Source organism: Streptomyces sp. JW3 (assembly GCF_052216785.1).
In the GTDB taxonomy this organism is placed as follows: Bacteria; Actinomycetota; Actinomycetes; order Streptomycetales; family Streptomycetaceae; genus Streptomyces.
The window spans coordinates 2,151-28,620 of sequence record NZ_JBQOUX010000026.1 but is presented as its reverse complement, the minus strand read 5'-3'; the positions used below and the strand labels follow the sequence as shown (position 1 = coordinate 28,620).

Sequence of the window (26,470 nt, the reverse complement as noted above, 5' to 3'; positions counted from 1 at the left end):
ATGAGGGCCCTGTCATGGGTTGCTGCGCAGCACGGCGAACCCGTCCCGGTCGGCGACGCGGCTCGCGGAGGACGCCGTCAGATCATGGGCGTAGTGCACCTGCCCGGACAGCAGGGCGTTGAGCCGGGCCCGTTCGTCGTTGACGGGCACGAACTTCAGTTTCTCGACGCGCGGGCCGCCGCCCCAGTGGTCGCCCCACGCGGTGAACAGGGCGTTGCCGCCCGGCGTGAAGGAGCGGTACCCGGAAGGGCCCGGAGCCGACGGGCTTCGTGAAGTCCTTCGTATCCTCGGGGACGATCTCGGTGCCGGAGGCGCCAGGAGCGGCGGGGAACTCGAAGTCGGGCTCCTTCGGTACGAGGGTCAGCTCGCGGCCTTGGCGGTGCTCGCGCCGAAGTCGACCCGGGTGAACAGCTGCTGGGCGGAGGCACCGGTGGCGGGGTCGGCTATGCGCCGGTAGTTCCACAGCACGTCGGCGGCGGTGACCTGGCCGCCGTCGTGGAAGCGGGCGGCGGAGCGCAGCCGTATCGTCCAGCGGCTGCCGGACCGGTCGCTCTCCCAGCGCTCTGCGAGCCGGGCCTGCACGGACATGTCGTCCTTGTACGTCAGGACGCTGTTCGAACAGGGCTTTGGCGCGGGCCTGGTCGACGAAGAGCGAGGAGATGTGCGGGTCGAGGGTCTCCTGCGAGCCGCCGGCACTGAACGCGGCCCGCAACCGGCGGCCGCCCGACGAGCCGCCGCCGTCACCGCCACCGGAGGAGCAGCTGGCGAGGGCGGCGCCGGCGACGAGGGCACCTGGCCCGGTGACCAGGCGGCGGCGTGCGAAGGAGGACGTCATGTCTGCGGGGCCTTCCCCTGGTCGCCGAAGGTGGTCCAGGGCAGACGGACGCGCCGGCCGTACGCCGGTTCCCGACACGCATCACGCGCCTCCTCCTGGGGAGTCCACGCCCCGGACGGTCGGTGAGGGCGACGGGCCAGTCTCCTGGCTGCCGGATCACCGCTCGCCGCGCCTTCCGGCCGGGCGGCCGCGGCGTGTGGGGTTCGCTCCCCGGTCACAGTGGCGGGACCGCGCCGGATTCGCACCGGCTTCCTGGTTCCCGTCGCTCGTGGGTACGCCGCGCATCATGCCCGACGACAACGCGGAGTTGAGTGATCAGTTCCACAACGACCCCTCTTGCACATAGCTTGCAATTACGGATTGGATGCGTGTGCCGTGATTCCGGAACCCAACAGGCAGGAAGGTACGCCCACATGCCGGTCACCCCCACTCGCCGGAGTGTGCTCGCCGCGGCGGCCGCGACCGGCGCCGGGCTGCTGCTTCCCGGCTGCTCGTCCGCCGGTTCCGCTTCCTCCACGCCGAAGAAGGGCGGCACGTTGAGCGCCGCCTTCCCCGGCGCCGGGGTGAAGGAGACCATGGACCCGCACGCGCAGCGGCAGTTCGTGGACATCGCCCGGCACAAGGCCGTCTTCGACAAGCTGGTGGAGCTGGACTCGGCCCTGCGGCCGGTCCCGCGCCTGGCGCGTTCCTGGTCCAGTGACGACGCGGCCCGAGTGTGGCGGTTCGAGCTGCGCGAGGCCCGATTCCACGACGGGCACGTGCTCGGTGCGGACGACGTGCTGTACAGCCTGTCCCGCATCCTCGACCCGGACGCCGCGGACCACTTGGCGAAGAACTCCCTGTCCCACATCGATCTGGCCAACTGCCGCAAGGTCGGCAAGCGAGGCGTGGTGATCACTCTCGACCGGCCCGACGCGGAGCTGCCCAGCCAGCTGGCGATGACCGGCACGCCGATCGTCCGGGACGGCTGGGACGATCCGGCGAAGCCCGTCGGTACCGGCCCGTTCCGGTTCGTCGCCTTCACGGCCGGGCGCACCTTCACCGGCCGCCGCTTCGACGACCACTGGAACGGCGCCCCGCACCTGGACGTGATACGTATCCTGTCCGCCGAGTCCGAGGCCCGCGCCGCCGCCGTCCGCAGCGGTGAGGTGCACTTCGCGCACGAGATGACACCCACCTTCGCCCGTACGGTCGCCCATGACAGCCGGGTGCGGGTGGTGGCGACCGAGCGCAGCGGTGTGCAGGGGTTCGCGCTGAAGACGGACCGGGCGCCGTTCGACGACCCGGACGCGGCGATGGCGGTCAAGCTGCTCGTGGACCGCAAGCGGCTGGTGGAGGTGGTCTGCTCGGGCCGTGCCGAGCTCGGCAACGACCTGTACGGCAAGGGTTACACCTACTACCCCGACGGCCTGGAGCAGCGCGAGCGGGACGTGGCGCAGGCCCGCCGGCTTCTCAAGCGCACCGGTCTGTACAACAAGAAGGTCACCTTCTACACCTCCACCGCCGCCGACGGCTTCGCGCAGGCCGCCCACCTGTTCACCGAGCAGGCCGGGGAGGCCGGGTTGAAGGTGGAGGTCGTCAACGGGCCGCCGGAGTCGTACTTCACGGACGCGCTGGCCAAGGGCACCGTCACCAACCACCGGTGCGGTGCCATGACGATCCCCACCTACATCAGCGAACGGCTGCTCACCGACGCCCCGCAGAACCAGTCCGCCTGGCAGCACGACGACTTCGACGACGCCTTCACCGCCGCGCGGGCCGTCGTCGACGACGACGAGCGCACCGCCCGGTACCGGTCGGTGCAGACCACCCTGCGCGATCAGGGCGGTCTGGTGCTGTGGGGGCATCCCGAGTGGCTGAACGCCGTCTCCAGCAGCGTCCAGGGGGTGAAGGAGGCCCCGCCCAACACCGTGGACTGGGCCAGGTTCGACACGGTGTGGCTGGCCTGACCTCGAATGTTGCGCTATGCCCTGCGGCGGTCCGGGTGGACGCTCGTCCAGCTCGCCGCGCTCAGTGTCATCGTCTTCCTGCTGACCGATCTGCTGCCCGGTGACGCGGCGACCGTCGACTTCAACGAGCAGGCGGGCCTCGATCAGGTGGCACGGCTCCGGGAGCAGATGGGGCTCGACCGGCCGGCCGTCGAGCGGTTCGTCGACTGGGCGCACGGACTGGTCACCGGTGATCTGGGGACGTCACTGGTCGGCGGGGGACCGGTGAGCGGGGTACTGGCATCATCGGTGCCGGTGACGGCCGCGCTGGCCGCCGTGACGATCGTGCTGCTGGTGCCGCTGTCCGTCGGAGTCGGTCTGCTGACCGGGCTGCGGGCGGGCAGCCGCACCGACCGGGTCGTGTCCGCCGTGACCCTGACCCTCACCTCCGTACCGGACTTCGTCCTCGCGCTGCTGCTGGTGGGAGTGTTCTCGCTGCGGCTGGGCTGGCTGCCGTCGACCTGGGTGGGCGCGGACGACGGGTGGTGGCGGCGTCCGGAGCTGTTCGTGCTGCCGGTGGCGGTCCTGCTGGCCCGCACCGTGTGCGTACTGTCCCGGCAGATCCGCGCCGGTACGGTCACCGCGCTGGACGCGGGTTACACGGTGCAGGCCCGTCGCCTCGGGGTGCCGCCGGCCCGGCTGGTGCTGCGGCACGTCCTGCCGGGCGCTGCCGTGCCCGGCGTCCAGGAACTGGCCCGGACCGGGGACCAGTTGCTCGGCGGCGTACTCGTCGTCGAGGCCGTCTTCGCCGTCCCCGGGACCGCGACCGCGCTGGTGGAGGCGGTGCAGAACCGGGACGTGCCCACCGTGCAGGCCCTCACCCTGACCCTGGCCGCCGTCGCCTGCCTGCTCAACCTGGCGGCGGACCTCGTCAGCCACCGGCTGGCTCCCCGTACGGAGGTGCTGCGATGAGTACCGGTGGACGTACCCGGCGGGCGGCGGCCGGGGCACTGCTGCTGGTGGTGCCGGTCGCCGCGGCCGTCGTCGGCCCGTTCGTGACGGACACCGCCGTTCCCTCCGACGGCATGCCCTACGCCCTCGGCGACGGGCATCCCCTCGGCACGGACGCGTTGGGGCGGGACGTGCTGACACTGGTGCTGCGCGGCGGGGCGAGCGCCCTGGGGGTGGCGTGTGCCGCGGTGGCGCTGGCCGTCGCCGTGGGAGCCGTGCTCGGTCTGGCGGCGGCTTCGGCCCGCAGCCGGTGGCTGGACGATCTGCTGATGCGGCCGGTGGAGCTGCTGCTGCCGCTGCCCTCGCTGCTGGTGATCAGCGTGGTCGGGGTCGGCTGGCGCGGCCATCCGGTCGCGGTGACCCTGGCCGTGGCGGTGCTGAACGTGCCCGCCGTGGCCCGGCTGCTGCGGGCGGCGGCGCTGGACGCGGCCAGCGGACCCGTCGCCGAGGCGATGCGGTTGCAGGGCGAGTCCCCGGCGCGGGTCCTGTTCGGGCACGTCGGGCGGGCGGTGCTGCCGGTGGCCGCCGCCGACGCCGGCACCCGGGTCGGCGGGGCGGTGTTCACGGTGGCCGCCGCCAACTTCCTCGGTCTCGGCCTCGACCCGACCTCTCCCGACTGGGGTGTGGTGATCGCCGCGAGCCGGGAGGCACTGTTCGTGCAGCCGTGGGCGGTGCTGGCACCGACGGTGCTGCTGGTGATGTTCGTGGTCGGCGTCAACCTGCTGGCGGACGGCCTGCTGCCGGGCGCGGCGAGGAACCGGAAGAGGGTGCCGGCGTGCAGCCGGTGATCGAGGTCGGCGGACTCACCGCCCGCGCGGGAACGGCCCGGCTCCTGGACGGGGTCGACTTCACCGTTGTGTCCGGCGAGGTGACCGCCCTGGTGGGCCCGTCCGGCAGCGGCAAGACCACTGCCGCGCTGGCCCTGCTGGGCGAGGCCGCGCCCGGGGTCCGGCTGACGGGAACAGTACGGGTCGACGGCGTGGCGGTGGTGGACGAGGAGGGCCCGACCGGCATCGCGCGCACCGTCCGGGGCGGGGTCGTGTCGTACATGCCGCAGCACCCGTCCCATGCGCTCAACCCCGCCCGCCGCATCGGCCCGGTCCTCACCGAACTCGCCCGCCTGCATCGGTCCTCCGGTGAGAACCGGGCGGTCGCGGCCGACGCCCTGCGCACCGCCGGTCTGCCCGACGACCACGCGGTGCTGCGCCGCTTCCCGCACCAGTTCTCCGGCGGCCAGCGGCAACGCGTCGCCCTCGCCCAGGTCCTGGCCTGCGGCCCGCGCGTCCTGGTCCTCGACGAGCCCAGCACCGGTCTGGACACGGTGGCCCGGCTACGGCTGGCCGAACAGCTGACCCGGCTGACCGCCGCCGGATACGCCCTGCTCCTGCTCAGCCACGACCACGACCTGGTGCGCGCGGTGGCCGCCCGCACGATCCTGCTGGAGCACGGCCGGGTCACCGCGACCGGCCCCACACCGGACGTCCTCCCGGCCCCGGCCGCCCCACCGTCCCCTCCCCCGGCACGAGCCACCTCCGCGGAGCCGGCCGGGACCGCGCTGGAGGCCCGGAACCTGACCGCGTGGCTGCACCCGGGCCACCGTGGCGAAGTGCTGCACGACGTGACCGTGCGGGTGCGCGAGGGCGGCTGCACAGCGGTCGTCGGACCGTCCGGCAGCGGCAAGACCGTCCTCGCCCGCTGCCTCGCCGGACTGCACGAACGCCACCGCGGACACCTCACCCACCAGGGCGAGCCGCTCCCCGCCCTCCGCCACCGCACCACCCGCCAGATCCGCGGCGTGCAGTACGTCTGGCAGGAGGTACGCAACTCCTTCGACGACCGCCGCACCGTCCTCGACCAGGTCGTCCGCACCGCCGTACGCCTGCGCGGCCGCACCCCGGCCGAGGCCGAACGGCAGGCCCGGCAGCTGTGGGAACGGCTCGGGCTCACCTCGGAGCACACCACGCGGCACGCCGCCGCCCTCTCCGGCGGCGAACTGCAACGAGCGGCCCTGGCACGGGCGTTGCTGGCCGAACCCGACGTCCTGATCTGCGACGAGATCACCACCGCCCTCGACGCCGTCAGCACCGCCCTGGTCACCGCCGAGATCACGCGGCTGCGCGAGGAAAGGGGAACAGCCGTGCTGTGGATCGGCCACGACCTCACCCTCGTCGAGCGACTCGCCGACGACCTGGTCGTCCTGGACACCGGCAAGGTGGTCGAGAGCGGTCCCCGCGCCACGGTCCTGGCCGCCCCCGCCGCCGGCACCACCCGCCTGCTGCTGCGGTCCCGAAACCTCGCCACCGCCACCCACCAGTGAAGGGAACACCCCCGCCCATGACCACCACCCCCGCCTCCACCTCCACCGACTGGCAGCAGTGGCAGACGAGCTGGGACCGCCAGCAGGAGTGGTACATGCCCGACCGGGAGGAACGCCTCCGGGTCATGACCGACGCCGTCGAGGCCGTGGCGGGCCGTACCCCGCTCGTCCTCGACCTCGCCTGCGGCACCGGCAGCATCACCGCCCGCGTCCTGCGCGCGCTGCCCGGCGCCCGCACCGTCTGCGTGGACATCGACCCGGCCCTGCTGACCATCGCCCGCGGCCACTTCGCCGGCGACGACCGCGTCACCTTCGCCGAAGCCGACCTCACCGACCCCGACTGGACCGCGCGCCTGCCCCACACCGTCTTCGACGCCGTCGTCACCGCCACCGCCCTGCACTGGCTGGACACCGAACCACTGCGCCGCCTGTACGGCACCCTGGCCGGGCTGCTGCGCGAGGGCGGCGTGTTCCTCAACGCCGACCACATGTACGACGAGTCCGCGCCCCGTCTCAACTCGGCCATGAACGCCCTGCTCACCGCGCGTCAGGAACGGCAGCGGGCCGAAGGCGCCCTCGACTGGGCCGACTGGTGGCGCCGGGTCGCCGGCGAACCGGCCCTCGCCGAACCGGCCGCCCGCCGCTTCGCCCTGCTCGGCGACCCGCGCGAACCCCGGCCGGCGGGCGCGAGGCCCGACCGTCCCACTGCCGTCCAGTGGCACCTCGACACCCTGCGCGAGCAGGGTTTCGGCGAGGCACGGCAGATCTGGTGCTCGGCGAGCGACTCACTGGTGGCCGCGCTGCGCTGAACCGGTGTCCAGGAAGGCCCGGGTACAGCGGTCAGTCGTGCGCGAACAGAGTGAACAGCTTCTCGACGACCTCCGGTGACGCGGTGTCCCTGGTCCCCGAGTCGTAGGGCGGCCGAGGCGCGTACTCGATGAGGAGTCGCACGGCCCGGACCACGTCGTCGCCCGCGATCAGGCCGGCCAGGGTCAGGGCCATGTCGATCCCCGCCGAGACGCCCGCCCCGGTCGCGAAGTGACCGTCGATGACGACGCGCTCCTTCACCGGGGTCGCACCGAACTCGGTGAGCTGCTCCAGGGCTCCCCAGTGGCTCGTCGCCCGGCGGCCGGTGAGGAGCCCGGCGGCGGCGAGGATCAGGGAGCCCGTACACACGGACGTCAGCCATGCTCCCGGCCGGTCGACGCGCCGCAGCCAGGCGTGCAGGGGGCCGTCGGACATCTGGTCCGCCTGCCCCGGACCGCCGCCGACGACCACGACGTCCGGCTCGGGCACGTCGTCCAGCCGGGCCACGGCGTCGATCGACAGACCGCCCAGGTCGTTGCGGACGAGCCCCGGGGACTCGGCGACGAACACGGCCTCGGTGTCCGGCAGCCGGCCCAGGACCTCATACGGCCCGATGACGTCCAGTGCGGTGAAGTCGGGATAGAGGACGATCGCTACCCGCATGGTGGGCTCCTGTCAGGACGGGGATCGGTCGGGCGCGGAAGCGGCGGAGGCGACCGCGATACGGGGCCCGCCGGTGATCGGGGGGCTGTCGAGCACCGCGCGGACCCCGAAGACCCGGTGCACGAGGTCGGGTGTCAGCACGTCGGCGGGGGCGCCCACCGCCACGAGCCGGCCCTCCGCCATGACCGCGACCCGGTCGCAGTAGGAGACCGCGTGGTCCAGGTCGTGCAGTGCGGTGAGCGTCGTCAGACCCAGGCGCCGCAGCAGATCCAGTACTTCGAACTGGGCACGCACGTCGAGGTGGTTGGTCGGCTCGTCGAGGATCAGCAGCCGCGCCTCCTGCGCGAGCGCGCGGGCGAGCAGGATCCGCTGCTGTTCGCCACCCGAGAGCGTGGCGAACGAGCGCCGGGCCGCCCAGGCCATGTGCACGTCCTCCAGCGCCCGGTGGACCGTACGGCGGTCCTCGGCGCCGTCCCGGTCGAGCATTCCCTTGTGCGGTGTCCTGCCCATGGCGACGACCTCCTCGACGGAGAACTCGGCGCCGAGCACGGTGTGCTGGGTGACGATCGCGCGGCGGCGGGCCGCCTCCCGCGCCGACAGGTCCCACACGTCCTCGCCCCCGATGAGCACCGCTCCGGCGACGGGTCTCAGTACCCGGTACGCGCTGCGCAGCAGCGTGGACCTGCCGCTTCCGTTGGGCCCGACCAGCCCCACCATCTCGCCGGGCGCGACGCTCAACGACACGTCGGACACGATCCGGGTGCCGGCGATGTCGATGCCGACCCCGTCGAAGTCGATGCGCGTCATGTTCCCGGCAGCCCGTCAGCCCCTACGACAACACGAGTTCAACCTCAGCAACAACCCTTCCATGACCATCGCCGCCGTCGCCGAACGCGCGCTGGACGCCGTCACCGCCCAGGACGTCGGCACGGTCATCTGACCGTCCGGTCGCCGGCGTCTTCGTCCCGACCGGCCTCGACCGCGCGCTCAGTGCTGGGTCTTCGATGCCCAGATCGGTGCGCCGCCCGAGTAGATCACCAGGTTGCCGTCCTCCTGGAGGCGCAGGGTCGCGCCGTCGTGGCCCTGGGTCTTGCTCGCCCAGACCGGGCGGCTGTCGGCGGTGTAGACGACCAGGTTGCCGTCCGCCTGGAAGACCGCCTGGTAGTTGTCGCCGAAGGTCATCGTGGCCCAGCGGGCCTTGTTGTTCTCGTCGTAGACCACGAGGTTGCCGTCGTTCTGCATGCGCAGCCGGGTCTTGTTCGCCTCGATGGACTCGCCGGCCCGCAGCACCCGGGTCGCCGTGACTGTGATCTCGGCCGGGAGGGACGGTGCCTTCGGCTTCGCCTTCGTGGTCGCCTTCTTCGTCGCCTTGGGGGTGGTCTTCGTCGCCGCCGGCTTCTTGGTCGCGGACGCGGAGGGGGAGGCGGGCGGGGCCGCCGCCACCGGGGCCTGTTCCTTCGCCGCCGCCTTCGGCGTGGCGGGCTTCTTGGGCGCGGCCGTCTTCGAGGGAGACGCGCTCGACGACGCGTACGCCTCCGGGTCCTGCGAGGTCGGCGCGCCGCCGCCCAGCACCGTGCCCGCCTCCTCGGCGACGGTCGTGTCGTGCCGCTCCGGTGTGGCGTCGCGGTTCATCAGCAGCACCGGCACGGCCACCAGCGCGGCGCCCAGCAGGGCGGCGCCCGCCAGCAGCGGACGGCCGGGGCGGCCCGGGTGCGGCGCGGCCTCGGCGCCGGGGGCCGGGGCTCCCGGGGCCGCGGTGGCCGTGGCCGTGGCCGTGGCCGCCAGGGCGGCCTCCGCGGTCGGCTCCGCCTTGGTGGCCGGTTTCGTCTTGGTGGGCGACTCCGTCTTGGTGGCCGGGTCCGTCTTGGTGGCCGGTTTCGTCTTGGTGGGCGACTCCGTCTTGGTGGCCGGGTCCGTCTTGGTGGTCGGTTCCGTCTTGGTCGGCGACTTCGCCTTCGCAGCCGGTTCCGTCTTGACGGTCGACTCCGCCGAGGCGGCCGCAGTGGGTGGTTCGGCCGCGGTGGGCGGGGGTGTCTGCGTGCTCTTGGCGGGTGCCGGTTCCGTGTCGGGGGCGCTCGGGGCCGCTCCGGTGGCCGGCTCCGCTGGGGTTGCCGGCGTCGCCGTCTTCTTCTCGGCGGCCGTTGCCTCGGCCGCCGTGCTCGTCGCTGATTCGGTCCGGTCCGCCATACGTCCCATCCGTCCCGCGGTCATCGCTCGTCCCAGTGCTCGGCCTCATTCACGCACACTCATGTGGGGCACGTCATTCCACCCGCGTTAACTATCGGCCCGGACTAGCGCCCATGCTGGTACGGACGTTGCGGAACGTCCCATAATCCGGGGGTACGGCGCCCCTGTCGCCTCATGCCTGTCACCGGTCCGGGGTGGGATCGCAGGTAAGAGGAAGGCATGATGGGTCCGGCCGCCACCCACGGGTGCCAAAACGAGGAGGTCAGCGGAGTGCGCCAGGTACTGACGGTCTGTCCGGAGGGCACCGGGGACGCCCGGACGGTCTCAGAGGCCCTGGCCAGGGCGCGCGGTGGGGCGGTGCTGAGTGTCCGTCCGGGAACGTACGAGGAAAACCTTGTCGTCACCACCCGGGTGACCATCGTCGCCGAACAGTCGCGCGGCAGCGTCCGGCTGGCACCGCGCACGGGCACGGCGATATCGCTGCGCGTCGACGCGGTGATGCTGACCGACCTGGTCGTGCAGGGGCAGGACCCGGAGGTGCCCGCGGTGGACGCCTCCCACGGGCAGGTCGCCATGCAGGGCTGTGATCTGTCCGGCGCCTCCTGGGCGACCGTGCTCGCCCGCAACTCGGGGTCGCTCGCCATGCGCGAGTGCCGGGTCTCCAGCCGGACCGGCGCCGGCGTCGTCGTCACCTCCGCCACCGAGAGTTCGCTGGAGTCCTGCACTCTCGAACACCTCGGCACCAGCGGTGTGGTGGTCGGCGAGCGCGGCCGGGCGACGGTGCGCGGCTGCACGGTGCGCGACGCGCGCGGCAACGGCATCCTCGCCAACGGCGACGCCCAGGTGTCCGTCGAGGACTGCGACCTGTCCTCCACCGACAAGCCCTCCCTCGCCATGGAGGAGCGCAGCGTGGCGCGGGTGCTGCGGACCGTCGTGCACGACACCGCGGTCGGCGCCCACCTGACCAGCGCCGCCCGGGTCGAGATGGACGACGTGCGGATCAACGGCACCACCGGCCAGGGCATCATCGTCTCGCACGGCGCCGACCCGGTGCTGCGCCGCTGCCGCACCTCCCGCACGGCCGGCCACGGCCTCTTCGTCACCGACCGTTCGCGCGGCACGTACGAGGACTGCTGGCTGACCGGCGCGCAGGCCCCGGCGCTGCGGGTGGCCGGCGCCTCCTCGCCGACGCTGACCTCGCTGACCGTCCGGGACGGCGACGCGGAGGGTGTCCTGCTGGAGGAGGACTCGGCGGCCGAACTGGACCGGGTGGAGATCGTCGACGTCAAGGGCAGCGGCGTGGTCGTCAAGGGCGGCGCCAACCCGCTGGTGCGGCGGGCCCGGATCACCGGCGCGGGCGGCGCGGGCGTCGCGGTGACCGACGGCGGCCGGGGCCGGGTCGAGGACTGCGCGGTGGAGACACCGGGCGGCGCCGGCGCGGTGGTCAGCACCGGCGGCAACGTCTATCTGGCGGGCCTGAAGGTGAGCGCCCCGGGCGGGGCCGGCCTGGAGATCGGCGGCGAGGGCACGGCGGCGCTGCGCGACGGCGAACTGGTCTCGGCGGGCGGCTGCGGCGTGGTGGTGGACAGCGGCGGCGAGCTGACCGCGACCCGGGTGCGGGCCGCCGCCGCCACCGACCACGGCTTCCTGGTCCGCGACGGCGGCCGGGCCAACCTGAACGGCTGCGAGGCCACCGGCAACGGCCGGGACGGCATCCGGGTGGAGTCCGACGCGCCGGTGTCGGTGGTCGGCTGCACGGTGCGGGACAACAAGGGCGGCGGCCTCGTCCAGTCCAAGGCGGACGGCCGGCTGGCGGTGGAGAACCTCACCAGCACCGGCAACGAGGCCCGCGACGCCTGGGGCTACGGCGAGGCCGAGGGCACCGACCCGGCGGGCACCGTCCCGGAGTCGGACGGCCCCGGGCGGCCGGACGGGCCGATGGCCTCGCTGGAGGGCCTGATCGGCCTGGGCCACGTCAAGGAACAGGTCCGCACCCTCGTCAACCTGACCCAGCTGGCCCGGCGCCGGGCCCAGCTCGGCATGTCGGCGCCGCCGATGAGCCGGCACCTGGTCTTCGCCGGCCCGCCCGGCACCGGCAAGACCACCGTGGCCCGGCTCTACGGCACGATCCTCGCCGAGCTGGGGGCGCTGCGCTCCGGGCACCTGGTCGAGGTGTCCCGTGCCGACCTGGTCGCCCAGGTCATCGGCGGTACCGCCATCAAGACCACCGAGACCTTCGAACGGGCGCTGGGCGGGGTGCTCTTCATCGACGAGGCGTACACGCTGACCGCCGACTCCCGCGGTTCGGGCGTCGACTTCGGCCGGGAGGCGGTGGACACCCTGCTGAAGCTGATGGAGGACCACCGCGAGGACGTGGTGGTCGTGGCGGCCGGCTACTCCAAAGAGATGCGCAGCTTCCTGAACTCCAACCCGGGCCTGGCCTCCCGTTTCTCCCGCACCGTCGAGTTCGAGAACTACTCGGTGCCCGAGCTGGTGGAGATCGTGGAGAGCATGTGCGGGCGGCACCAGTACGTGCTGAACGACGAGACCCGCCGGGCGCTGTCCACGCACTTCGAGCGGATACCGAAGGACGCCGGGTTCGGCAACGGCCGCGCGGCGCGGCAGGTGTTCGAGGAGATGGTGGACCGGCAGGCGATGCGGCTGGCCGCGCTGAGCCAGGTCACCGAGGAGGACCTGACGCTGCTGCTGCCGCAGGACATCAGCGAGGAGGCCGCCCGCGAGGCCGAGGCCGGTCCGGACGGTCTCGACGCCGGCGACGACGCGTTGAGCCGGCTGGACGCCCTGGTCGGGCTCTCGGCGGTCAAGCGGGACGTCACCGACCTGGTCAACCTGGTCTCCACGGCCCGGCAGCGGGAGGCCGCCGGGCTGCCGGTGCCGCGGCTCAGCCACCACCTGGTCTTCACCGGCCCGCCCGGCACCGGCAAGACCACCGTGGCCCGGCTCTACGGCGAACTCCTGGTCTCCCTGGGCGTGCTGCCCCGCGGCCAGCTCGTCGAGGTGTCCCGCGCCGACATGGTCGGCCGCTACGTGGGCCACACCGCGCAGCTCACCACGGAGGTGTTCCAGCGGGCGCTGGGCGGTGTCCTGTTCATCGACGAGGCGTACACCCTCACCCCGCGCGAGGGGTCCGGCGCGGACTTCGGCCGGGAGGCGGTGGACACGCTGCTGAAGCTGATGGAGGACCACCGCGACGAGGTGGTGGTCATCGTGGCCGGCTACACCGCCGAGATGCAGCGGTTCCTGGCCTCCAACCCGGGTCTGACCTCGCGGTTCTCCCGGAAGATCGAGTTCGCCGACTACTCCTCCGACGAGCTGGTCACGATCGTGCGCCAGCACGCGCTCCAGGCGGGCTACGAGTGCGGCACGGGGCTCGGCTCGGTGCTGCGGCAGCACTTCGACACGCTGCCGCGCGACCGGTCGTTCGGCAACGCGCGCACCGCCCGGCAGGTGCTGGAGCGGATGATGACCCGGCAGGCGGGCCGGCTCAGCCGGGTGGCCGCGCCCAGCCTCGACGACCTGCGGCTGCTGCTTCCGGAGGACCTGACCGATCCGGCGTCGGCGCCCGCCGCCGGCCAGCGGGCCGGGGCGTGACGGTGAGGAAGACGAAGACGATGAGCACGACGCGTACGGCACGTACGGCGCATGCGGCACGTACGACACGGGCGTTGCGGCCCGTCGCCGGCGCGCTGGCGCTGCTGCTGGCGGCTGGTGTGTGCGGTGCCGGTGCCCAGCGCGCGGCTGCGGCCGACGGCGACACGGTGGAGCTGCCGGTGCTGAAGGCGGAGCTGACCGCCACCGACTCCTGCACCGAGGGCTCGGGCCGGCGGGCCACCGCCGTGCCGTGGGAGCAGGTCGGCCTCCAGCTCGGCCGGGCCTGGCAGTTCGCCTCGGGCGCCGGGGTGACCGTCGGCGTGGTCGACACCGGCGTGTCCACGTCGGTGCCCGCGCTGAAGGGCCGGGTCACGGCGGTCGGCGCGGCCGGCACGGACTGCGTCGGGCACGGCACCTTCGTCGCGGGTCTGATCGCCGCCCAGGTGGAGAAGGGCGTGAAGTTCGCGGGCGTGGCCCCGCAGTCGCGGGTCCTCGCGGTGCGCGGCACCGACGAGCGCGGCGCCGTCACGCCCGGCCGGGTTGCCGAGGGCATCGAGGCCGCCGTCGAGGGCGGTGCGAAGGTGGTGACCGTGTCGGCGGCGTTCGGCGCCGACACGGCCGCGCTGCGGTCGGCGGTCGAGGCCGCCGCGAAGAAGGACGTACTGCTGGTGGCCGCGGCCGTGCCGGACGTGCCGACCGGTGGCGTGAGCGAGGACCCGCCGGCCCAGGACTTCTACCCGGCCGCCTCGGACGGTGTGCTGTCCGTCCTGGACGTGGACAAGAACGGCGACCGGCCGACCGGCGCGTACACCACCGGCAGCGCGCTGCTCGCCGCCCCCGGCGACGGGGTCGTCGGCATCGGCCCGGCGAAGGACGGCCACTACATCGGCTCGGGCGCCTCGCTGGCGGCCGGATTCGTGGCGGGCGCGGCGGCGTTGGTGCGCTCCGTGCACCCGGAGCTGACGGCCGCGCAGACCGCGAGTCTGCTGCGGTCCACCGCCTACCCGGCCGAGGTGCCCCGCGTCGACCCGTACGCCGCGGTCACCTCGGTGCTGCCGTCGACGGCCGCGGTCGCCGCTCCGAAAGACCAGGCCGCGGCGGTGAGCATGCCGCCGGACAAGGCGGCCGGGCCGCTGCGCCGCGCCCTGTGGCCGGCGGTGGGGGGTCTCGCCGTGGTGATCACGGTGGTCTGGCTGGCGATCGTCATCCCCCGCGGCCGGCGCAACGGCTGGCGCCCGACGAACCCGGGGGCCCGGGGGACGTCGGGCCCCTGACCGGTGCCCCGACCCGTCCCGGAGGCCGCGTCCCAGGACCTCGGGCCGCTGACCGGTGCCCCAATCCGCCCCGGGGGGCGCCTCCCTGGCCTCGGGCCGCTGACCGGTGCCCCAACCCGCCCCGGAGGCCGCGTCCCTGGACCTCAGGCCCCTGACCGGTGCCCCCACCCGTCCCTGGGGCCGCGCCCGGACCCGTGCGCCCAACCCGTTTCCAGGGGTCGCGCCCCGGGCCCCTGCCCGGTGCTCCAGCCCGCTCCTGGCGGGCCGCGCCCCGGACCCATGCCCCAACCCGTTTCCAGGGGTCGCGCCCCGGGCCCGAGGAACCCCGCTTCGGCCTGAACGGCCGCGTCCCCGCCCGCCGAGCGCGTCGACGCCCTGACCGGTGCCCCAATCCGGCCCTGGAGACCGCACTCCGGCCCCCTGGGCCCCTGACCGACGCCCCGAGCCCATCCCTAGGGGGCCGCGCCCCAGCCCCCCTCCCCCGCTTCAGCCCGAACGGTCCCGTCTCACCCCTCGGACGAGGCGGAATCCGTGCCCGCTGCCAGCGGGGTCTGGATGAGGACCGGTTTGCGGCGGACGATGTGCAGGGCGCGGCCCGGGGGCAGGACGCGTGGCTTGACGTTGCCGAAGAGGTAGCCCTCGGACGGCGGGGCGGACATCAGCAGGCCCGGGGTGTTGACCTCGTCCAGGCGGCGCAGGAGCTGGTCGCCCAGGCCGCGGCCGGCGCCGGTGGCGGAGCGCACCACGACCAGGTGCAGGCCCAGTTCGTGGCCGAGGGCGAGGTGGTCGAAGAGCGGCGCGAAGGGGTGGTCCATGACCGTGCCGCCGCCGACCATGTCGTAGTCGTCGACGAGGACGAACAGGCGGGGCCCGTTCCACCAGTCGGCGCCGCGCATCCGGGCCGGGGTGATCTCCGGGCCGGGCAACCGGGTCTGGAGCGCCTTGGCGGAACCGCCGACCAGTTGCTTGAGGCCGTCGACGGAGACCGCGTGCCCCAGCCGGTACTCCTCCGGCACCGCCTCGACCAGGTCGCGGCGGTAGTCGACGACCAGGATGCGGGCCTCGGTGGGCGCGTAGCGGGCGACGATGGCGTCGGCGACCACCCGCAGCAGGTTGGTCTTACCGCTCTCGGTGTCGCCCACGGCGATCAGGTGCGGGGTGCGGGAGAAGTCGTGCCAGACGGTGCCGAGGGTCTCCTCGTCCTGGCCGAGCGCCAGCTTGAGGGCGTTGCCCTGGCCGAGTTCCGGCGCGGGCAGTTCGGCGACCGGCAGCCGGTGCGGCAGCATCCGTACCTGCGGGGCGCGCGGCCCGGTCCAGGCGCCGGCGATCCGCTCGACCAGGTCGGCGACGCCGTCGCTGAGCGTCTCGGGGTCGGCCGAGCCGTCCGCGCGGGGCAGCGCGGACAGGAAGTGCAGCTTGGCGTCGACGGTGAGGCCGCGGCCCGGGGTACGGGGCACGGCGGCGGCCTTGCGGATGTCCACCACGGAGTCCATCGTGTCGCCGAGCCGCAGTTCCAGGCGGGTGGCGGCCTGGTCGCGCACCGGCGCGGTCAGCTCCAGCCAGCGGGCGGTGGCGACGATGAGGTGGATGCCGTAGTTGAGGCCGCCGGTGGCGATCTGGTTGAACGTCGGGATGAACTGGTCGAAGTTCTGCCGGACCGCGGACCAGCCGTCGATCACCAGGAAGATGTCGCCGTGCGGTTCGTCGGGGAACTCCCCGGCGGCGCGGCGGCGCCGGTAGGTGGCCATCGAGTCGATGGAGTGGTCGAGGAAGAACTGCTCGCGCTGGGTGAGTACGGCGGTGACCTCGGCGACGGTGCGGCTGATCCGCTCGGTGTCCAGCCGGGCCGCGACGCCCGCGACGTGCGGCAGCCCGGTGAGCTGGGAGAGCGTGCCGCCGCCGAAGTCGAGGCAGTAGAACTGCGCTTCGCGCGGGGTGTGGGTGAGGGCGAGGGCGAGGATGAGGCTGCGCAGCACGGTGGACTTGCCGCTCTGCGAGCCGCCCGCGACGGCGACGTGGCCGCCGGCCGCGCCGAGGTCGACGAGCAGCGGGTCGCGGCGCTGGTCGAAGGGCTTGTCGACCAGGCCGACCGGGACCCGCAGCCGGCCGGTGCCCTTCCAGTGGGGGGCGGTCAGGCCGCGCCCCGGGACCGTCTCCAGGCCGCCGAGCAGGACGTCCAGCGGGGCGGCGTCCTCCAGCGGCGGCAGCCACACCCGGTGGGCGGGCGGTCCGGCGTCGCGCAGCCGCTCCAGCGCCACCGACAGCAGGGTCGCGCCGTCCTCCGACTCCTCCGCCGGCTCCGGTTCCAGTACGGCCGGGGCGGGGGCGCGGGGCACCACGTACCCGGCGGACCAGGGCACGACCTGGCTGGCCACCCGGGCCTGGGCGACGGCGCCGCCGCGGCGCCGGTAGGGGCCGGAGACGTAGGCGGCGCGGAACCGGGTGAGGGCCTCGACGCCGCTCTTGAGGTAGCCGCTGCCGGGCTGGGAGGGCAGTTCGTAGGCGTCGGGGACGCCGAGGACGCCGCGGGACTCCATGGCGGAGAAGGTGCGCAGGCCGACCCGGTAGGACAGGTGCGACTCCAGCTGGTGCATGCGGCCCTCGTCCAGGCGCTGCGAGGCGAGCAGCAGGTGCACGCCGAGCGAGCGGCCGAGCCGGCCGATCATCACGAACAGCTCCATGAACTCGCGGTGCGCGGCGAGCAGTTCGCTGAACTCGTCGACCACGACGAAGAGGCTGGGCAGCGGGGTGAGGTCGGCGCCGCCGGCCCGGGCCCGTTCGTAGTCCAGGGCGGAGGTGTAGTTGCCGGCCGCGCGCAGCAGTTCCTGGCGGCGCAGCAGTTCGCCGTGCAGGGCGTCCTGCATGCGCTCCACGAGGGCGGCCTCGTCGGCGAGGTTGGTGATGACGGCGCTGGTGTGCGGGAGTTCGTCCAGGCCGAGGAAGGTGGCGCCGCCCTTGAAGTCGACCAGGACGAAGTTGAGGGTCTCGGAGGAGTTGGTGAGGGCGAGGCCGAGCACGAGGGTGCGCAGCAGTTCGGACTTGCCGGAGCCGGTGGCGCCGATGAGCATGCCGTGCGGGCCCATGCCGCCCTGCGCGGACTCCTTGATGTCCAGTTCGACCGGGCGGCCGTCGGCGCCGACCGCGACCGGCACCCGCAGCCGGCCGGCCCCGGTGTGCCGGCGCCACAGCACGTCCGGCTCCAGGCGGTGCAGGTCGGGGATGCCGAGCAGGGTGGTCAGCTCCACGTCGGCGGAGAGCGGTTCGGCCGCGTCGGCGGTGAGGCTCATGCGGTACGGGGAGATCAGCCGGGCCAGCGACTCGGCGGCGCGCGGGCCGACCCGGTCGGGGCGGCCGAGGACGGTGGTCTGCTCCTTGCGGCTGCGGTCGGTGCGCACCAGGGCGACGGCGTCGGGCGCGACGTCGAGCCGCAGGGTGGTGCGGCCGGGGCGCCAGGTAAGGGTGGCGGACAGGTCGACGACGACGGCGTTGCGGAAGCCGGGGCCGTCGAAGCGGTGGCCGGCGGGGACGGTGGCGCCGTCCACGACGACGATGACCAGCGGTTCGTCCCGGCCGGGTACGGCGTCCGGGTCGAAGGCGGGCCGCTCGGCGAACTCGCTGCCGAGCTGGTTCTCCAGGTCGGTGAAGGCGGCGGCGACCATCCGCAGCGGGCCGGCGCCGTCGGTCTCCTGCGGGTGCTGGTTGTGCGGCAGCCACTTCACCCACTCCCACTCGGCGCGGTGCTCGTCGTCCGCGCAGACCGCGATCCACACCTCCTCCGGCGGGTGGAAGACCGCCAGTTGGCACAGGGCGGCGCGGAGCATGTCGCGGCCCGCGTCGAGGTCGCCGCGCAGCAGCAGCCGGGACCAGGAGCGCAGGTAGAGGGCGATGGGCTGGCCGGGCACGGTGCTGTAGGCGCGGATGAAGCGGCGCAGGGCGTGCGCGCACAGCGGTTCCAGGTCCTCGACCGGCTTGGTGGAGACGGGGTTGAGGCGCAGGGCGAGCTGCTGGTCGCCGACGGCGACGCGGACCTCGCCGTAGTCGACGTCCTTGGGGCGGCGCTCCCACAGCCGGGTGGTGCGCACCATGGAGCGCAGCACCTGCGGCTCGGGATGGCGCCAGGCGAGGGCCAGTTGCTGCTCGACCACGGTGCGCTGCACGGTGCGCCGGCTCTGCGCGAGGTAGCGCAGGTAGTCGCGGCGCTCGCCGCGCAGCCGCTGCTTGCGGTCGCCGGCCTTGCGCATGTACTGGCCGACCAGCATCGCGACGACGGCCAGTCCCATGATGCCGAGCGCGATGTACATGAAGGCGCCGTACGCCATTCCGCCCATGCGCAGGAACATCAGCATCATGGAGACCGACATCATGGCCATCGGCAGGTACGTCCACACCGCGGACGTGTCCGGCACGGTCTCCATCAGGGTCGGCGGTTCCTGAAGGGTCAACTCGCCGCTCGGCATGTCGGGTCCGCGGCGACGGGCCGGACGGCGGAACAGGACCACGCTCAACGCTGGGGCTCCTAACGGGTCATCGAGCACGTGGGGGGGGGCTCCGGGAGCGGCGGCCGGCCCCGCGCGGGGCGCGGGTTCGGCCGGTGATGTGCCCCGAACGCTGCCGGGACTCCCCTTGACGACGACCTCGGGGAGTGACAGTAGTGTGCACCCCGTCAACTCCGTAAGTCCACGTCACCCCCTCCCCCATCCCGTGTCACTTCCTCACCGCCAGACCATCTCGCCGCGCCCGCCCCCCTCAGTGGTATGTCGCCCAGCACACGCCACCCCCCGTCCCGACGCCCAGGAGACGTGAGCCCCGGTATGACCGACACCTCCGTGGCCGATCTGTGCCACCTGACCGTGCGCGCCCCGCGCCAGACCATCGACCTCGCCGTGCCCTCCGACGTGCCGGTCGCCGACCTGTTGCCGACAGTGCTGCGGTACGCCGGCGAGGACGCCGAGGAGCACGGCCTCGAACACGACGGCTGGATACTCCAGCGGCTGGGCGGACCGCCGCTCGACGAGGAGGCCACGCTCGCCTCGCTCGGTCTGACCGACGGCGAGACCCTGCATCTGCGGCCGCACACCGAGGCGTTGCCCGAGGTGCGCCTGGACGACCTGGTGGACGGCATCGCGTCGGTCACCCGGGACCGGCTGCACGACTGGAGCGAGGGGGCGGCGCGGCATCTGCTGCGGGTCCTGATCACCGTGGCCGTGCTGGCCGGTCTGGCCCTGCTGGCCTGGCCGGGCGGCTCGGTGGCGCTGCGCGCGGGCGCGGCCTGTGTCACCGGGGCGCTGCTGCTGGCCGGCGCGGCCTCGGCGAGCCGGGCGGTGGGCGACGGCGCCACCGGCGCGGTGCTCGGGCTGCTGGCCTCCCCGGCGCTGGCGCTGGCGGGCTGGCTGGTGCCGGGCGGTGAGCTGAGCGGGCCGCAGGCCCACCAGGTGCTGGGGGCCCGGCTGTTGGCGGCGGCGGCGCCGTGGGCGGGCGGTGCGGTGCTGGCGCTGGCGGCCACCGCGGTGCGGGCGCCGCTGTTCCTGGCGTCGGCGCTGACGGCGTGCGCGGTGGCGGTGGGCGGCGGCGTCATGACCGTATTCGAGGTGCGGCCGGCCGGCGCGGCGGGCGTGGTGGCGATGCTGACGGTGCTGCTCGGCGGGCTGGTGCCGGCGCTGTCGTTCCGGTTCGCGGGCATGCGGATGCCGGCCCTGCCGACCAACGCCGGCCAGTTGCAGGAGGGCATCGACCCCTACCGGGGCGCCGACGTGGCGGTCCGCACCGAGCTGGCCGGGGAGTGGATGACGGCGCTGTACGGCGCGACGGGCGTGCTGGCGTCGGCCTGTCTGGTGGCGCTGGCCTACCGGCCGAACCTGCCGGCGCTGCTGTGCGCGCTGACCCTGTCGCTGCTGCTGCTCCTGCACGGCCGGGGGCTGGTCAACATCGCGCAGCGGCTGGTGCTGGTGCTGCCCGGCGCCTGGGGTCTGCTGCTGCTGGCGTTCGGCTGGGGCCTGGACCTGCGGGGGGTGGACCGGGCGCTGCTGGTGGCGGGTCTGCTGGTGGTGGCGACGGTGCTGACGGTGGCGGTGTGGACGGTCCCCGGGCGGCGCCTGGTGCCGTACTGGGGCCGGGCGGCGGAGCTGCTGCACTCGCTGCTCGCGATCGCCCTGCTGCCGCTGACGCTCTGGCTGCTGGGCGTGTTCGGCGCCCTGCGCGGCTGGAACGGCTGACCGGCCCCGCGACCACCACGAACCACTCACCCGCCAGGAGGCAACCGTGCGGTCCAAGCGCGACCAGGTGCAAGCGCACACGTTCATGATGGGGCGGCTGACCTCGGGGATGCTGCTGGCCGACCCCGACGCCCCGGAGAGCCCGCTGGGCCGCACCACGCGCGGCGCCCTGATCGGGATCATCGTCGCCATCCTGGTCGCCGCCGGCGCCTTCGTCTACGGGCTGCTGCGGCCGGGCGGCAACGACGCGTGGCGCAGCGGCGACACGCTGATCGTCAACGAGGACACCGGCGCCCGCTACCTGTACACCGAGGGCCGGCTGCGGCCGGTGCGCAACTACGCGTCGGCGATGCTGATCGGCGGCGCCGCCCTGGAGACCACGTCGGTGCGCACGGCGTCCCTGGAGGGCACCCCGGTGGGCACGCCGGTGGGCATCGCCGGCGCTCCGGACGCGGTGCCGGGCGCCGGCGACCTGGAGACCTCGGCGTGGCAGGTGTGCTCGACGGGCACCGGCGAGCGGACCACGGTGGTGCCGGGGGCGCCGGTGGCGACCAGCCCGATCGGCGCGGGCTCGGGGCTGGTGGTGCGAGGTCCGGACGAGCGGACCTACCTGGTGTGGCAGGGCAGCCGGCTGGAACTGGACGAGGACTCGGGTGCCGCGGAGTCCCTGGGCTACGGCGCGGTGACACCGCGTCCGGTGTCGGCGGCGTTCCTGGACGCCCTGGTGAGCGGTCCGAAGCTGGCCACCCTGAAGGTCACCGGCCGGGGCGCGGCGGGGCCGGAGCTGGCCGGACGGGAGACGAAGGTGGGGCAGGTGTTCCGGGTGGCGGCGGGTTCCGGCAGCCAGGACTACGTGCTCCAGAAGGACGGGCTGCACGCCGTGACGGCGACCCAGTCGGTGCTGCTGCTGGGCGACCCGGACACCCGCGAGGACGCCTACGCCGGGGTGTCCCCGACGGCCGTCCCGATCGGTGTCTCCGACCTGCGGGCGCACCAGGCGCCGGGCACGGCGGGTACGGACCCGTCGGTGACCGGGCTGCCGGACGCGCCGCCGAGCGCGGTGCGGCTGCCCGCCGAGCAGGCGGCGTGTACACAGGTGGACCCGGACGGCGACACGGTGCGGGTGACCTCGGTGCGGGTCGAGCAGACGGCGCTGGCGCCGGTCGCCCAGGCCGATCCGGCGGCGGCGACACCGGCCTGCGTGGCGGTGGACCAGGTGGTGACGCGCCCCGGGCACGGCACGCTGGTGCGGGTGCTCGGCTCGGCCGGCGCGGCGGTCGGCGACACCACGTTCCTGGTGGGCGACGACGGGGTGAAGTACCGCATCACGGACGCGGAGGCGCTCGCCGCGCTCGGCTACGACGAGGCGTCGGCGGTGCGGGTGCCGTCCACCCTGCTGTCGCTGCTGCCGACCGGCCCGGACCTGGACACGGCCGCGGCGGCGGGGTCGCGGCAGGCGGCAACGGGTGCGGCGGCCGGCGCGGCGGCCGGCCAGTGCGCCGACAGCGGCGCCGGTGCCGAGCAGGGCCCCGGGGGCGACGCCGGGAAGGGCGCCGCGACGGCGGCCGGGAAGGCGGACGGGCCCGCGGGTCCGGCGGCGGCCGGTGCGCCAAGGGCCGTCGCGGGCGACTGACTTGGCGGAACGCGGCGCCCGGCCGGGATCCGGTCGGGATCCGGTCGGGTTCCGGCCAGGTTTCTCGCCGGTTAAGCATCCGGGAAGCTCTGCTTCCGGGACCTCAGATCTTCCTCAGCTTGTTGTGTTTGCAACAAGCACCACTTTAGGCTCACGTTGCTCGAACAAGATCCGGCTTATGAAAGGTGGGACGATGGCGGGAGACGGCCAGCAGTCAAGCGAATCATCAACCCGGAACGGCATCCAGGCCCTTGAGTCGGCCTTCAGCGGCATCATGAAGATCCGCCAGGATGTCGACAGCACCAAGTCCGCCCTGGGCTCCGGCTACCAGGGCAGCGACGGCGGCCAGTACGGCCAGCTCCTCGCGCAGTGGGACGGCCAGTGCAACATCATCCTCAAGAACCTCGAGGACGTCATCGACCGGCTGAACCAGAGCCTCGTCGAGCACAACAAGACCCAGGGTTCGTCGAACGACGCGATCAACCAGGCGTACAACGCCTCGCAGTCGGCCTTCGACCAGCTGGTCGGCTGACCGCCGGACCGGCCTCCCCCCACCCTCCGCATCGTGTGAAAGAGGCAGACCGTGGCAGACAACCTGAGCGACGGTTACATCTACGTCAGCTACAACCACATGTCGAACGCGGCGGACGACATGGTGATGCAGACCAAGGCGATCGCCCAGACCCTGTCCAATCTTGAGGCAGAGCTGAGCGAGCTGTCCAAGACCTGGTACGGAAACGACGCCGACACCTACCGCCAGAAGCAGGCCGCGTGGGACGCCGCGGTGCAGAACATGGAGACGCTGCTCACGTCGCACGCGGCGCTCCTGAACGACATCTCCGGCAACTACAAGTACAGCGAGAACTCGCTCAGCCAGATGTGGTCCGAGGTGACCATCGGCCGCTGAGCCGGCCCGCGTCCCCACCGCGCCGACCGGCTCCTGCCCGGTCGGCGCGGTACCGGTATCTCCCCGTACCGGCGCCGGGCCGCAACGCCCGGTCCGGCGCATTCCGCCAGCGGAGGCACTTCATGGCAGACCTCACCCATCTTGACTCAGAGGCGCTCAAGAACTTCAGGAACAACGATGTCGCGGACTTCATCGACGCCCTGCTGGAGATCCGCAAGGACAAGGCGGGCGTCCGGTCGCTGAAGAACCTGGTCGCCGAGACCGGCACCGGCTCGGCGTCGGGCGCCGCCAAGATCCTGCGGATCGGGCTGATGGGCGGCGGCGACACCGAGGACCCGACCGGCGGCGGCGCGCTGGTCACGGCCCTGAAGACGCAGGCCACCAGCCTGGACGACATCTTCACGAGCCAGAAGACCCTGTTCGACGACATCGACGACGCGCTGGGGGAGACGATCACCACTCTGCTCAAGACGCAGGGTGACAGTCTCACCTCGATCGACGGCGAGAAGCTGATGGACATCTTCGACACGGTCGACGACGACATGAGCGGCACCGGCAGCGACGACTGACGCGGGGCCGCGGCGGCTTCGTCCGGCCGCCCGGCCCGCGTCCGGCCCTCACCCGTCCCTTCCCTCCCCCCTCAGCAGCGGAGCTCAGCCCCATGGCCGACGGCACCAGCACCTCCGGTACCCCGACGTACGACCCCGACGACTACTTCGCCCAGGCCGTCTCCAATTTCACCGGTTACACGATTCCACCCCGTTCCTCCCTGTTCGACAGCCTGAGCAGCGACAGCGGGGACGACTTCTCCGACCTGAAGCTGTTCCGGATGGACATCAAGGGCCAGAGCATGCGGGCGGTCGCGCCGGAGGACTACTCCGCCATCGGTGGCTACCAGATCAACAACGGTGAGGACTACGACCTCGCCTTCTACGACGCCGGCGGGGACGGCGCGCACAACAGCGTGAGCCTGAAGAAGGCCCGGATCGTGATGATCGGGGTGTCCGTCGACTCCGACGGCCGGGCCACTCTGTGGGGCGACGGGCAGATCACCAGCGGTGGCGCGTTCGAGGGCTCGTACTCGCATGTGCAGTGGGACTCCGGGCCGATGGCGCAGTACATCTCCGGCAGCAAGCTGGCGCTGGACCAGTTGCTGACGGGCCCGAACTACTCCACGAAGGGCTGGAGCTACAGCGGCCTGTCGGTCATCGACGACAACGCCGTGGAGCTGAAGTCCTTCGAGGACACCGGGCAGTCCTTCGACCGGGCGATGAGCTTCTTCCAGGCCCGCTCGGACATCGTCAACCAGTGGATGACCTCGCTGGGCGAGGACCAGGCCGCCTGGAAGGGCAAGGCGGCCAGCCTCTTCTGGCACCTGCTGGACGAGCTGAAAACCAATTACGACGGTTACGTCTCCCAGTTGGGGGGCCGGGACTACGCCGCCAAGAACAGCACGCTGGGCGGCTACGTGCCGAAGTCGGAACTGAGCGACGCGCTGGCCGCCGCGCAGAACGCGCTGAAGGAGGCGATCAGCGACCTCCAGACGGCGTGGACCAACTGGGCCAAGGACGGCAAGCACGACCCGCACTACCACGTCAAGCAGATCCTCGACAAGGTCGCCGAGTGGGTCATCGACAACAATGTCCCGCACGTCCAGGTGGAGACCAACACCTACTCCAGTCCGAGCGGCGGCGGCACGTACAAGAGTTACTCGACCACCGCGGAGTTCAAGCAGACCTCCGAGTACGGCGACCTCACCCAGCACACCACCTGGACGAAGATCGCCGACGCCGCCGTCGAGAGCTGGTCGAACCACGCGGACGACATGCTGAAGCAGCCCGCCATCGACGCGCTCAGCAACGTGAAGAACGCCTGGGCCGACGTGCAGGACGCCTTCGACAAGGAAGTCACCAACAAGAACTCCGAGACGCTCGCCGAGGTACTCGCGGAGGAGGAGGCCGACCTCGCCGAGGACGAGGCCAACGCGAACAACGACAAGCTCAACGACTACCTCGACGATCTCAACGACAACATCAACACCCTCGGCGACGACTTCAACGACCTCAACGAGGACCTGAACGAGAACCTCAACGACCTCGGGGACGGGTTCAACGACCTCAATGACGGACTGAACGACAGCCTCAACGATCTCGGCGACGGTTTCGAGGACCTCAACGACGGGCTGAACGACAACCTCACCGACCTCAACGATGGTCTGAACGACAGCCTGAACGACCTCGGGGACGGGTTCACCAACCTCAATGACGGTCTGAACGACAGCCTGGGCGACCTCGGTGACGGTCTGGGCGACCTCGGGGACGGCCTGACCAGCACCGACAGCCTCAACAACCTGGGGCTCGACAGCAACGGGAATCCGATCACCGACGAGACGCTGAACGGGAGCACCGGTCCCGAGACGGCGAGCACCCTGTCCGCGCTGAACGCGCTGGGCAACGGGCTGACGGGCAACGGGCTGACGTCGACCGACTCGGACGACACCACGAAGGGCGGCTCGTCGCTGCTGAACTCCCCCACCGGCGGCAGTACTCAGCTCAACGACGACGGCACCCTCACCACCACGTTCTCCGACGGTTCCACCCAGACCATCGACCCGAACACCGGCCTGGTCACCACCACCTCGCCGGACGGTGTCACCTCGACCTCCCAGCTCAATCCGGGGACCAGCGTGCTCAACCCGGACGGCTCGACCACCTCGCTCAACGACGACGGCACGCTGACCACCACCTTCCCGGACGGCACGGAGCAGACCCTCGACCCGGCGACCGGCCAGGTCAGCACCCTGAACCCGGACGGCACCCTGACGGAGTCGACGCTGAACCCGAGCGACGGCACCTTCACCACGCCGGACGGGTCCACCGCGCAGCTCAACGGCGACGGGACGGTGACGACCACCTTCCCGGACGGTTCGACGGAGGTGCTCAACCCGGACACCGGCCAGATCACCGTCACCGACCCGGCCGGCAACGTCACCACCGAACAGCTCAACCCCGGCGACTCCTTCACCAACCCGGACGGGTCCACCACCACCCTCAACGACGACGGCACCCTCACCACCGACTTCCC

The 26,470-nt window shown here is 72.9% G+C and carries 18 protein-coding genes, 1 pseudogene and 1 riboswitch; of the genes and pseudogenes, 14 read left to right on the top strand and 5 right to left on the bottom strand.

Annotated features, from left to right (window positions below):
* Positions 1-12: 12 nt before the first annotated feature.
* Positions 13-588, bottom strand: a pseudogene (locus ACTT8P_RS13695) (ABC transporter substrate-binding protein).
* A gap of 364 nt (positions 589-952) precedes the next feature.
* Positions 953-1,144, bottom strand: a riboswitch (cobalamin riboswitch).
* 104 nt (positions 1,145-1,248) lie between these two features.
* Here ACTT8P_RS13695 and ACTT8P_RS13690 point away from each other — a divergent pair.
* The 5 genes from ACTT8P_RS13690 to ACTT8P_RS13670 are packed head-to-tail and all read left to right on the top strand — an operon-like array spanning position 1,249 to position 6,900.
* Entirely contained in the window at positions 1,249-2,784 is a 1,536-nt protein-coding gene (locus tag ACTT8P_RS13690; protein WP_442831888.1) for an ABC transporter substrate-binding protein, read from the top strand.
* 6 nt (positions 2,785-2,790) lie between these two features.
* Positions 2,791-3,735 carry an ABC transporter permease gene (locus ACTT8P_RS13685; protein WP_442831887.1) on the top strand — a complete coding sequence of 315 codons (945 nt, stop codon included), beginning with the start codon at positions 2,791-2,793 and terminating at the stop codon, positions 3,733-3,735.
* On the top strand, positions 3,732-4,562 hold the full coding sequence (locus tag ACTT8P_RS13680) for an ABC transporter permease subunit (RefSeq protein ID WP_442831886.1): 831 nt from the start codon (positions 3,732-3,734) through the stop codon (positions 4,560-4,562). The genes ACTT8P_RS13685 and ACTT8P_RS13680 overlap by 4 nt, the downstream gene beginning before the upstream one ends.
* Positions 4,550-6,091: an ABC transporter ATP-binding protein gene (locus tag ACTT8P_RS13675; protein ID WP_442831885.1), complete on the top strand. Its 1,542-nt coding sequence runs from the start codon at positions 4,550-4,552 to the stop codon at positions 6,089-6,091. Before ACTT8P_RS13680 ends, ACTT8P_RS13675 begins: the two co-directional genes overlap by 13 nt.
* Before the next feature lie 17 nt (positions 6,092-6,108).
* Positions 6,109-6,900: a class I SAM-dependent methyltransferase gene (locus ACTT8P_RS13670; protein WP_442831884.1), complete on the top strand. Its 792-nt coding sequence runs from the start codon at positions 6,109-6,111 to the stop codon at positions 6,898-6,900.
* 31 nt (positions 6,901-6,931) lie between these two features.
* Here ACTT8P_RS13670 and ACTT8P_RS13665 read toward each other — a convergent pair whose 3' ends face one another.
* Positions 6,932-7,561 carry a DJ-1/PfpI family protein gene (locus ACTT8P_RS13665; RefSeq protein ID WP_442831883.1) on the bottom strand — a complete coding sequence of 210 codons (630 nt, stop codon included), beginning with the start codon at positions 7,559-7,561 and terminating at the stop codon, positions 6,932-6,934.
* A gap of 12 nt (positions 7,562-7,573) precedes the next feature.
* Positions 7,574-8,368 (bottom strand): ABC transporter ATP-binding protein, encoded by a 795-nt coding sequence (locus ACTT8P_RS13660; RefSeq protein ID WP_442831882.1) that lies wholly within the window; start codon positions 8,366-8,368, stop codon positions 7,574-7,576.
* Between ACTT8P_RS13660 and ACTT8P_RS13655 the strand changes: the two genes are divergently transcribed.
* The gene (locus ACTT8P_RS13655; RefSeq protein WP_442831881.1) at positions 8,367-8,501 is read left to right on the top strand and encodes a hypothetical protein; all 135 of its coding nucleotides are present in this window, start codon (positions 8,367-8,369) and stop codon (positions 8,499-8,501) included. The genes ACTT8P_RS13660 and ACTT8P_RS13655 overlap by 2 nt on opposite strands.
* Positions 8,502-8,548: 47 nt before the next feature.
* Here ACTT8P_RS13655 and ACTT8P_RS13650 read toward each other — a convergent pair whose 3' ends face one another.
* The gene (locus ACTT8P_RS13650; protein ID WP_442831880.1) at positions 8,549-9,748 is read right to left on the bottom strand and encodes a hypothetical protein; all 1,200 of its coding nucleotides are present in this window, start codon (positions 9,746-9,748) and stop codon (positions 8,549-8,551) included.
* Between the two features lie 270 nt (positions 9,749-10,018).
* On the opposite strand from ACTT8P_RS13650, the gene ACTT8P_RS13645 reads away from it, so the two are divergent.
* Complete coding sequence (locus ACTT8P_RS13645) at positions 10,019-13,360, top strand: right-handed parallel beta-helix repeat-containing protein (protein ID WP_442831879.1); 3,342 nt, start codon at positions 10,019-10,021, stop codon at positions 13,358-13,360.
* A 20-nt stretch (positions 13,361-13,380) separates the two neighbouring features.
* Positions 13,381-14,634: a S8 family serine peptidase gene (locus ACTT8P_RS13640; RefSeq protein ID WP_442831878.1), complete on the top strand. Its 1,254-nt coding sequence runs from the start codon at positions 13,381-13,383 to the stop codon at positions 14,632-14,634.
* A gap of 506 nt (positions 14,635-15,140) precedes the next feature.
* On the opposite strand, the gene eccCa is transcribed toward ACTT8P_RS13640, so the two are convergent.
* Positions 15,141-19,091 carry a type VII secretion protein EccCa gene (gene eccCa / locus ACTT8P_RS13635; protein ID WP_442831928.1) on the bottom strand — a complete coding sequence of 1,317 codons (3,951 nt, stop codon included), beginning with the start codon at positions 19,089-19,091 and terminating at the stop codon, positions 15,141-15,143.
* Between the two features lie 354 nt (positions 19,092-19,445).
* On the opposite strand from eccCa, the gene eccD reads away from it, so the two are divergent.
* From eccD to ACTT8P_RS13605, 6 genes are all read left to right on the top strand, one after another.
* Complete coding sequence (gene eccD / locus ACTT8P_RS13630) at positions 19,446-20,846, top strand: type VII secretion integral membrane protein EccD (protein WP_442831877.1); 1,401 nt, start codon at positions 19,446-19,448, stop codon at positions 20,844-20,846.
* A gap of 46 nt (positions 20,847-20,892) precedes the next feature.
* Positions 20,893-22,479: a type VII secretion protein EccB gene (gene eccB, locus ACTT8P_RS13625; protein ID WP_442831876.1), complete on the top strand. Its 1,587-nt coding sequence runs from the start codon at positions 20,893-20,895 to the stop codon at positions 22,477-22,479.
* Between the two features lie 193 nt (positions 22,480-22,672).
* On the top strand, positions 22,673-23,011 hold the full coding sequence (locus tag ACTT8P_RS13620; protein ID WP_442831875.1) for a hypothetical protein: 339 nt from the start codon (positions 22,673-22,675) through the stop codon (positions 23,009-23,011).
* 51 nt (positions 23,012-23,062) lie between these two features.
* Entirely contained in the window at positions 23,063-23,386 is a 324-nt protein-coding gene (locus tag ACTT8P_RS13615; protein ID WP_361164265.1) for a WXG100 family type VII secretion target, read from the top strand.
* A gap of 122 nt (positions 23,387-23,508) precedes the next feature.
* Positions 23,509-23,955: a type VII secretion system-associated protein gene (locus ACTT8P_RS13610; protein WP_442831874.1), complete on the top strand. Its 447-nt coding sequence runs from the start codon at positions 23,509-23,511 to the stop codon at positions 23,953-23,955.
* 92 nt (positions 23,956-24,047) lie between these two features.
* A partial coding sequence (locus ACTT8P_RS13605) for an AAWKG family protein (RefSeq protein ID WP_442831873.1) occupies positions 24,048-26,470 on the top strand: 2,423 nt, incomplete at its 3' end.

Excerpts from the sequence above, each read along its gene's own strand:
- ACTT8P_RS13665 (WP_442831883.1), bottom strand. The coding sequence starts at position 7,561 with ATGCGGGTAGCGATCGTCCTCTATCCCGACTTCACCGCACTGGACGTC.
- ACTT8P_RS13660 (WP_442831882.1), bottom strand. The coding sequence starts at position 8,368 with ATGACGCGCATCGACTTCGACGGGGTCGGCATCGACATCGCCGGCACC.
- ACTT8P_RS13640 (WP_442831878.1), top strand. The coding sequence starts at position 13,381 with ATGAGCACGACGCGTACGGCACGTACGGCGCATGCGGCACGTACGACA.
- ACTT8P_RS13685 (WP_442831887.1), top strand. The coding sequence starts at position 2,791 with ATGTTGCGCTATGCCCTGCGGCGGTCCGGGTGGACGCTCGTCCAGCTC.
- eccCa (WP_442831928.1), bottom strand. The coding sequence starts at position 19,091 with ATGCCGAGCGGCGAGTTGACCCTTCAGGAACCGCCGACCCTGATGGAG.
- ACTT8P_RS13620 (WP_442831875.1), top strand. The coding sequence starts at position 22,673 with ATGGCGGGAGACGGCCAGCAGTCAAGCGAATCATCAACCCGGAACGGC.
- ACTT8P_RS13690 (WP_442831888.1), top strand. The coding sequence starts at position 1,249 with ATGCCGGTCACCCCCACTCGCCGGAGTGTGCTCGCCGCGGCGGCCGCG.
- ACTT8P_RS13655 (WP_442831881.1), top strand. The coding sequence starts at position 8,367 with ATGTTCCCGGCAGCCCGTCAGCCCCTACGACAACACGAGTTCAACCTC.
- eccD (WP_442831877.1), top strand. The coding sequence starts at position 19,446 with ATGACCGACACCTCCGTGGCCGATCTGTGCCACCTGACCGTGCGCGCC.
- ACTT8P_RS13670 (WP_442831884.1), top strand. The coding sequence starts at position 6,109 with ATGACCACCACCCCCGCCTCCACCTCCACCGACTGGCAGCAGTGGCAG.
- ACTT8P_RS13680 (WP_442831886.1), top strand. The coding sequence starts at position 3,732 with ATGAGTACCGGTGGACGTACCCGGCGGGCGGCGGCCGGGGCACTGCTG.
- ACTT8P_RS13650 (WP_442831880.1), bottom strand. The coding sequence starts at position 9,748 with ATGGCGGACCGGACCGAATCAGCGACGAGCACGGCGGCCGAGGCAACG.
- ACTT8P_RS13610 (WP_442831874.1), top strand. The coding sequence starts at position 23,509 with ATGGCAGACCTCACCCATCTTGACTCAGAGGCGCTCAAGAACTTCAGG.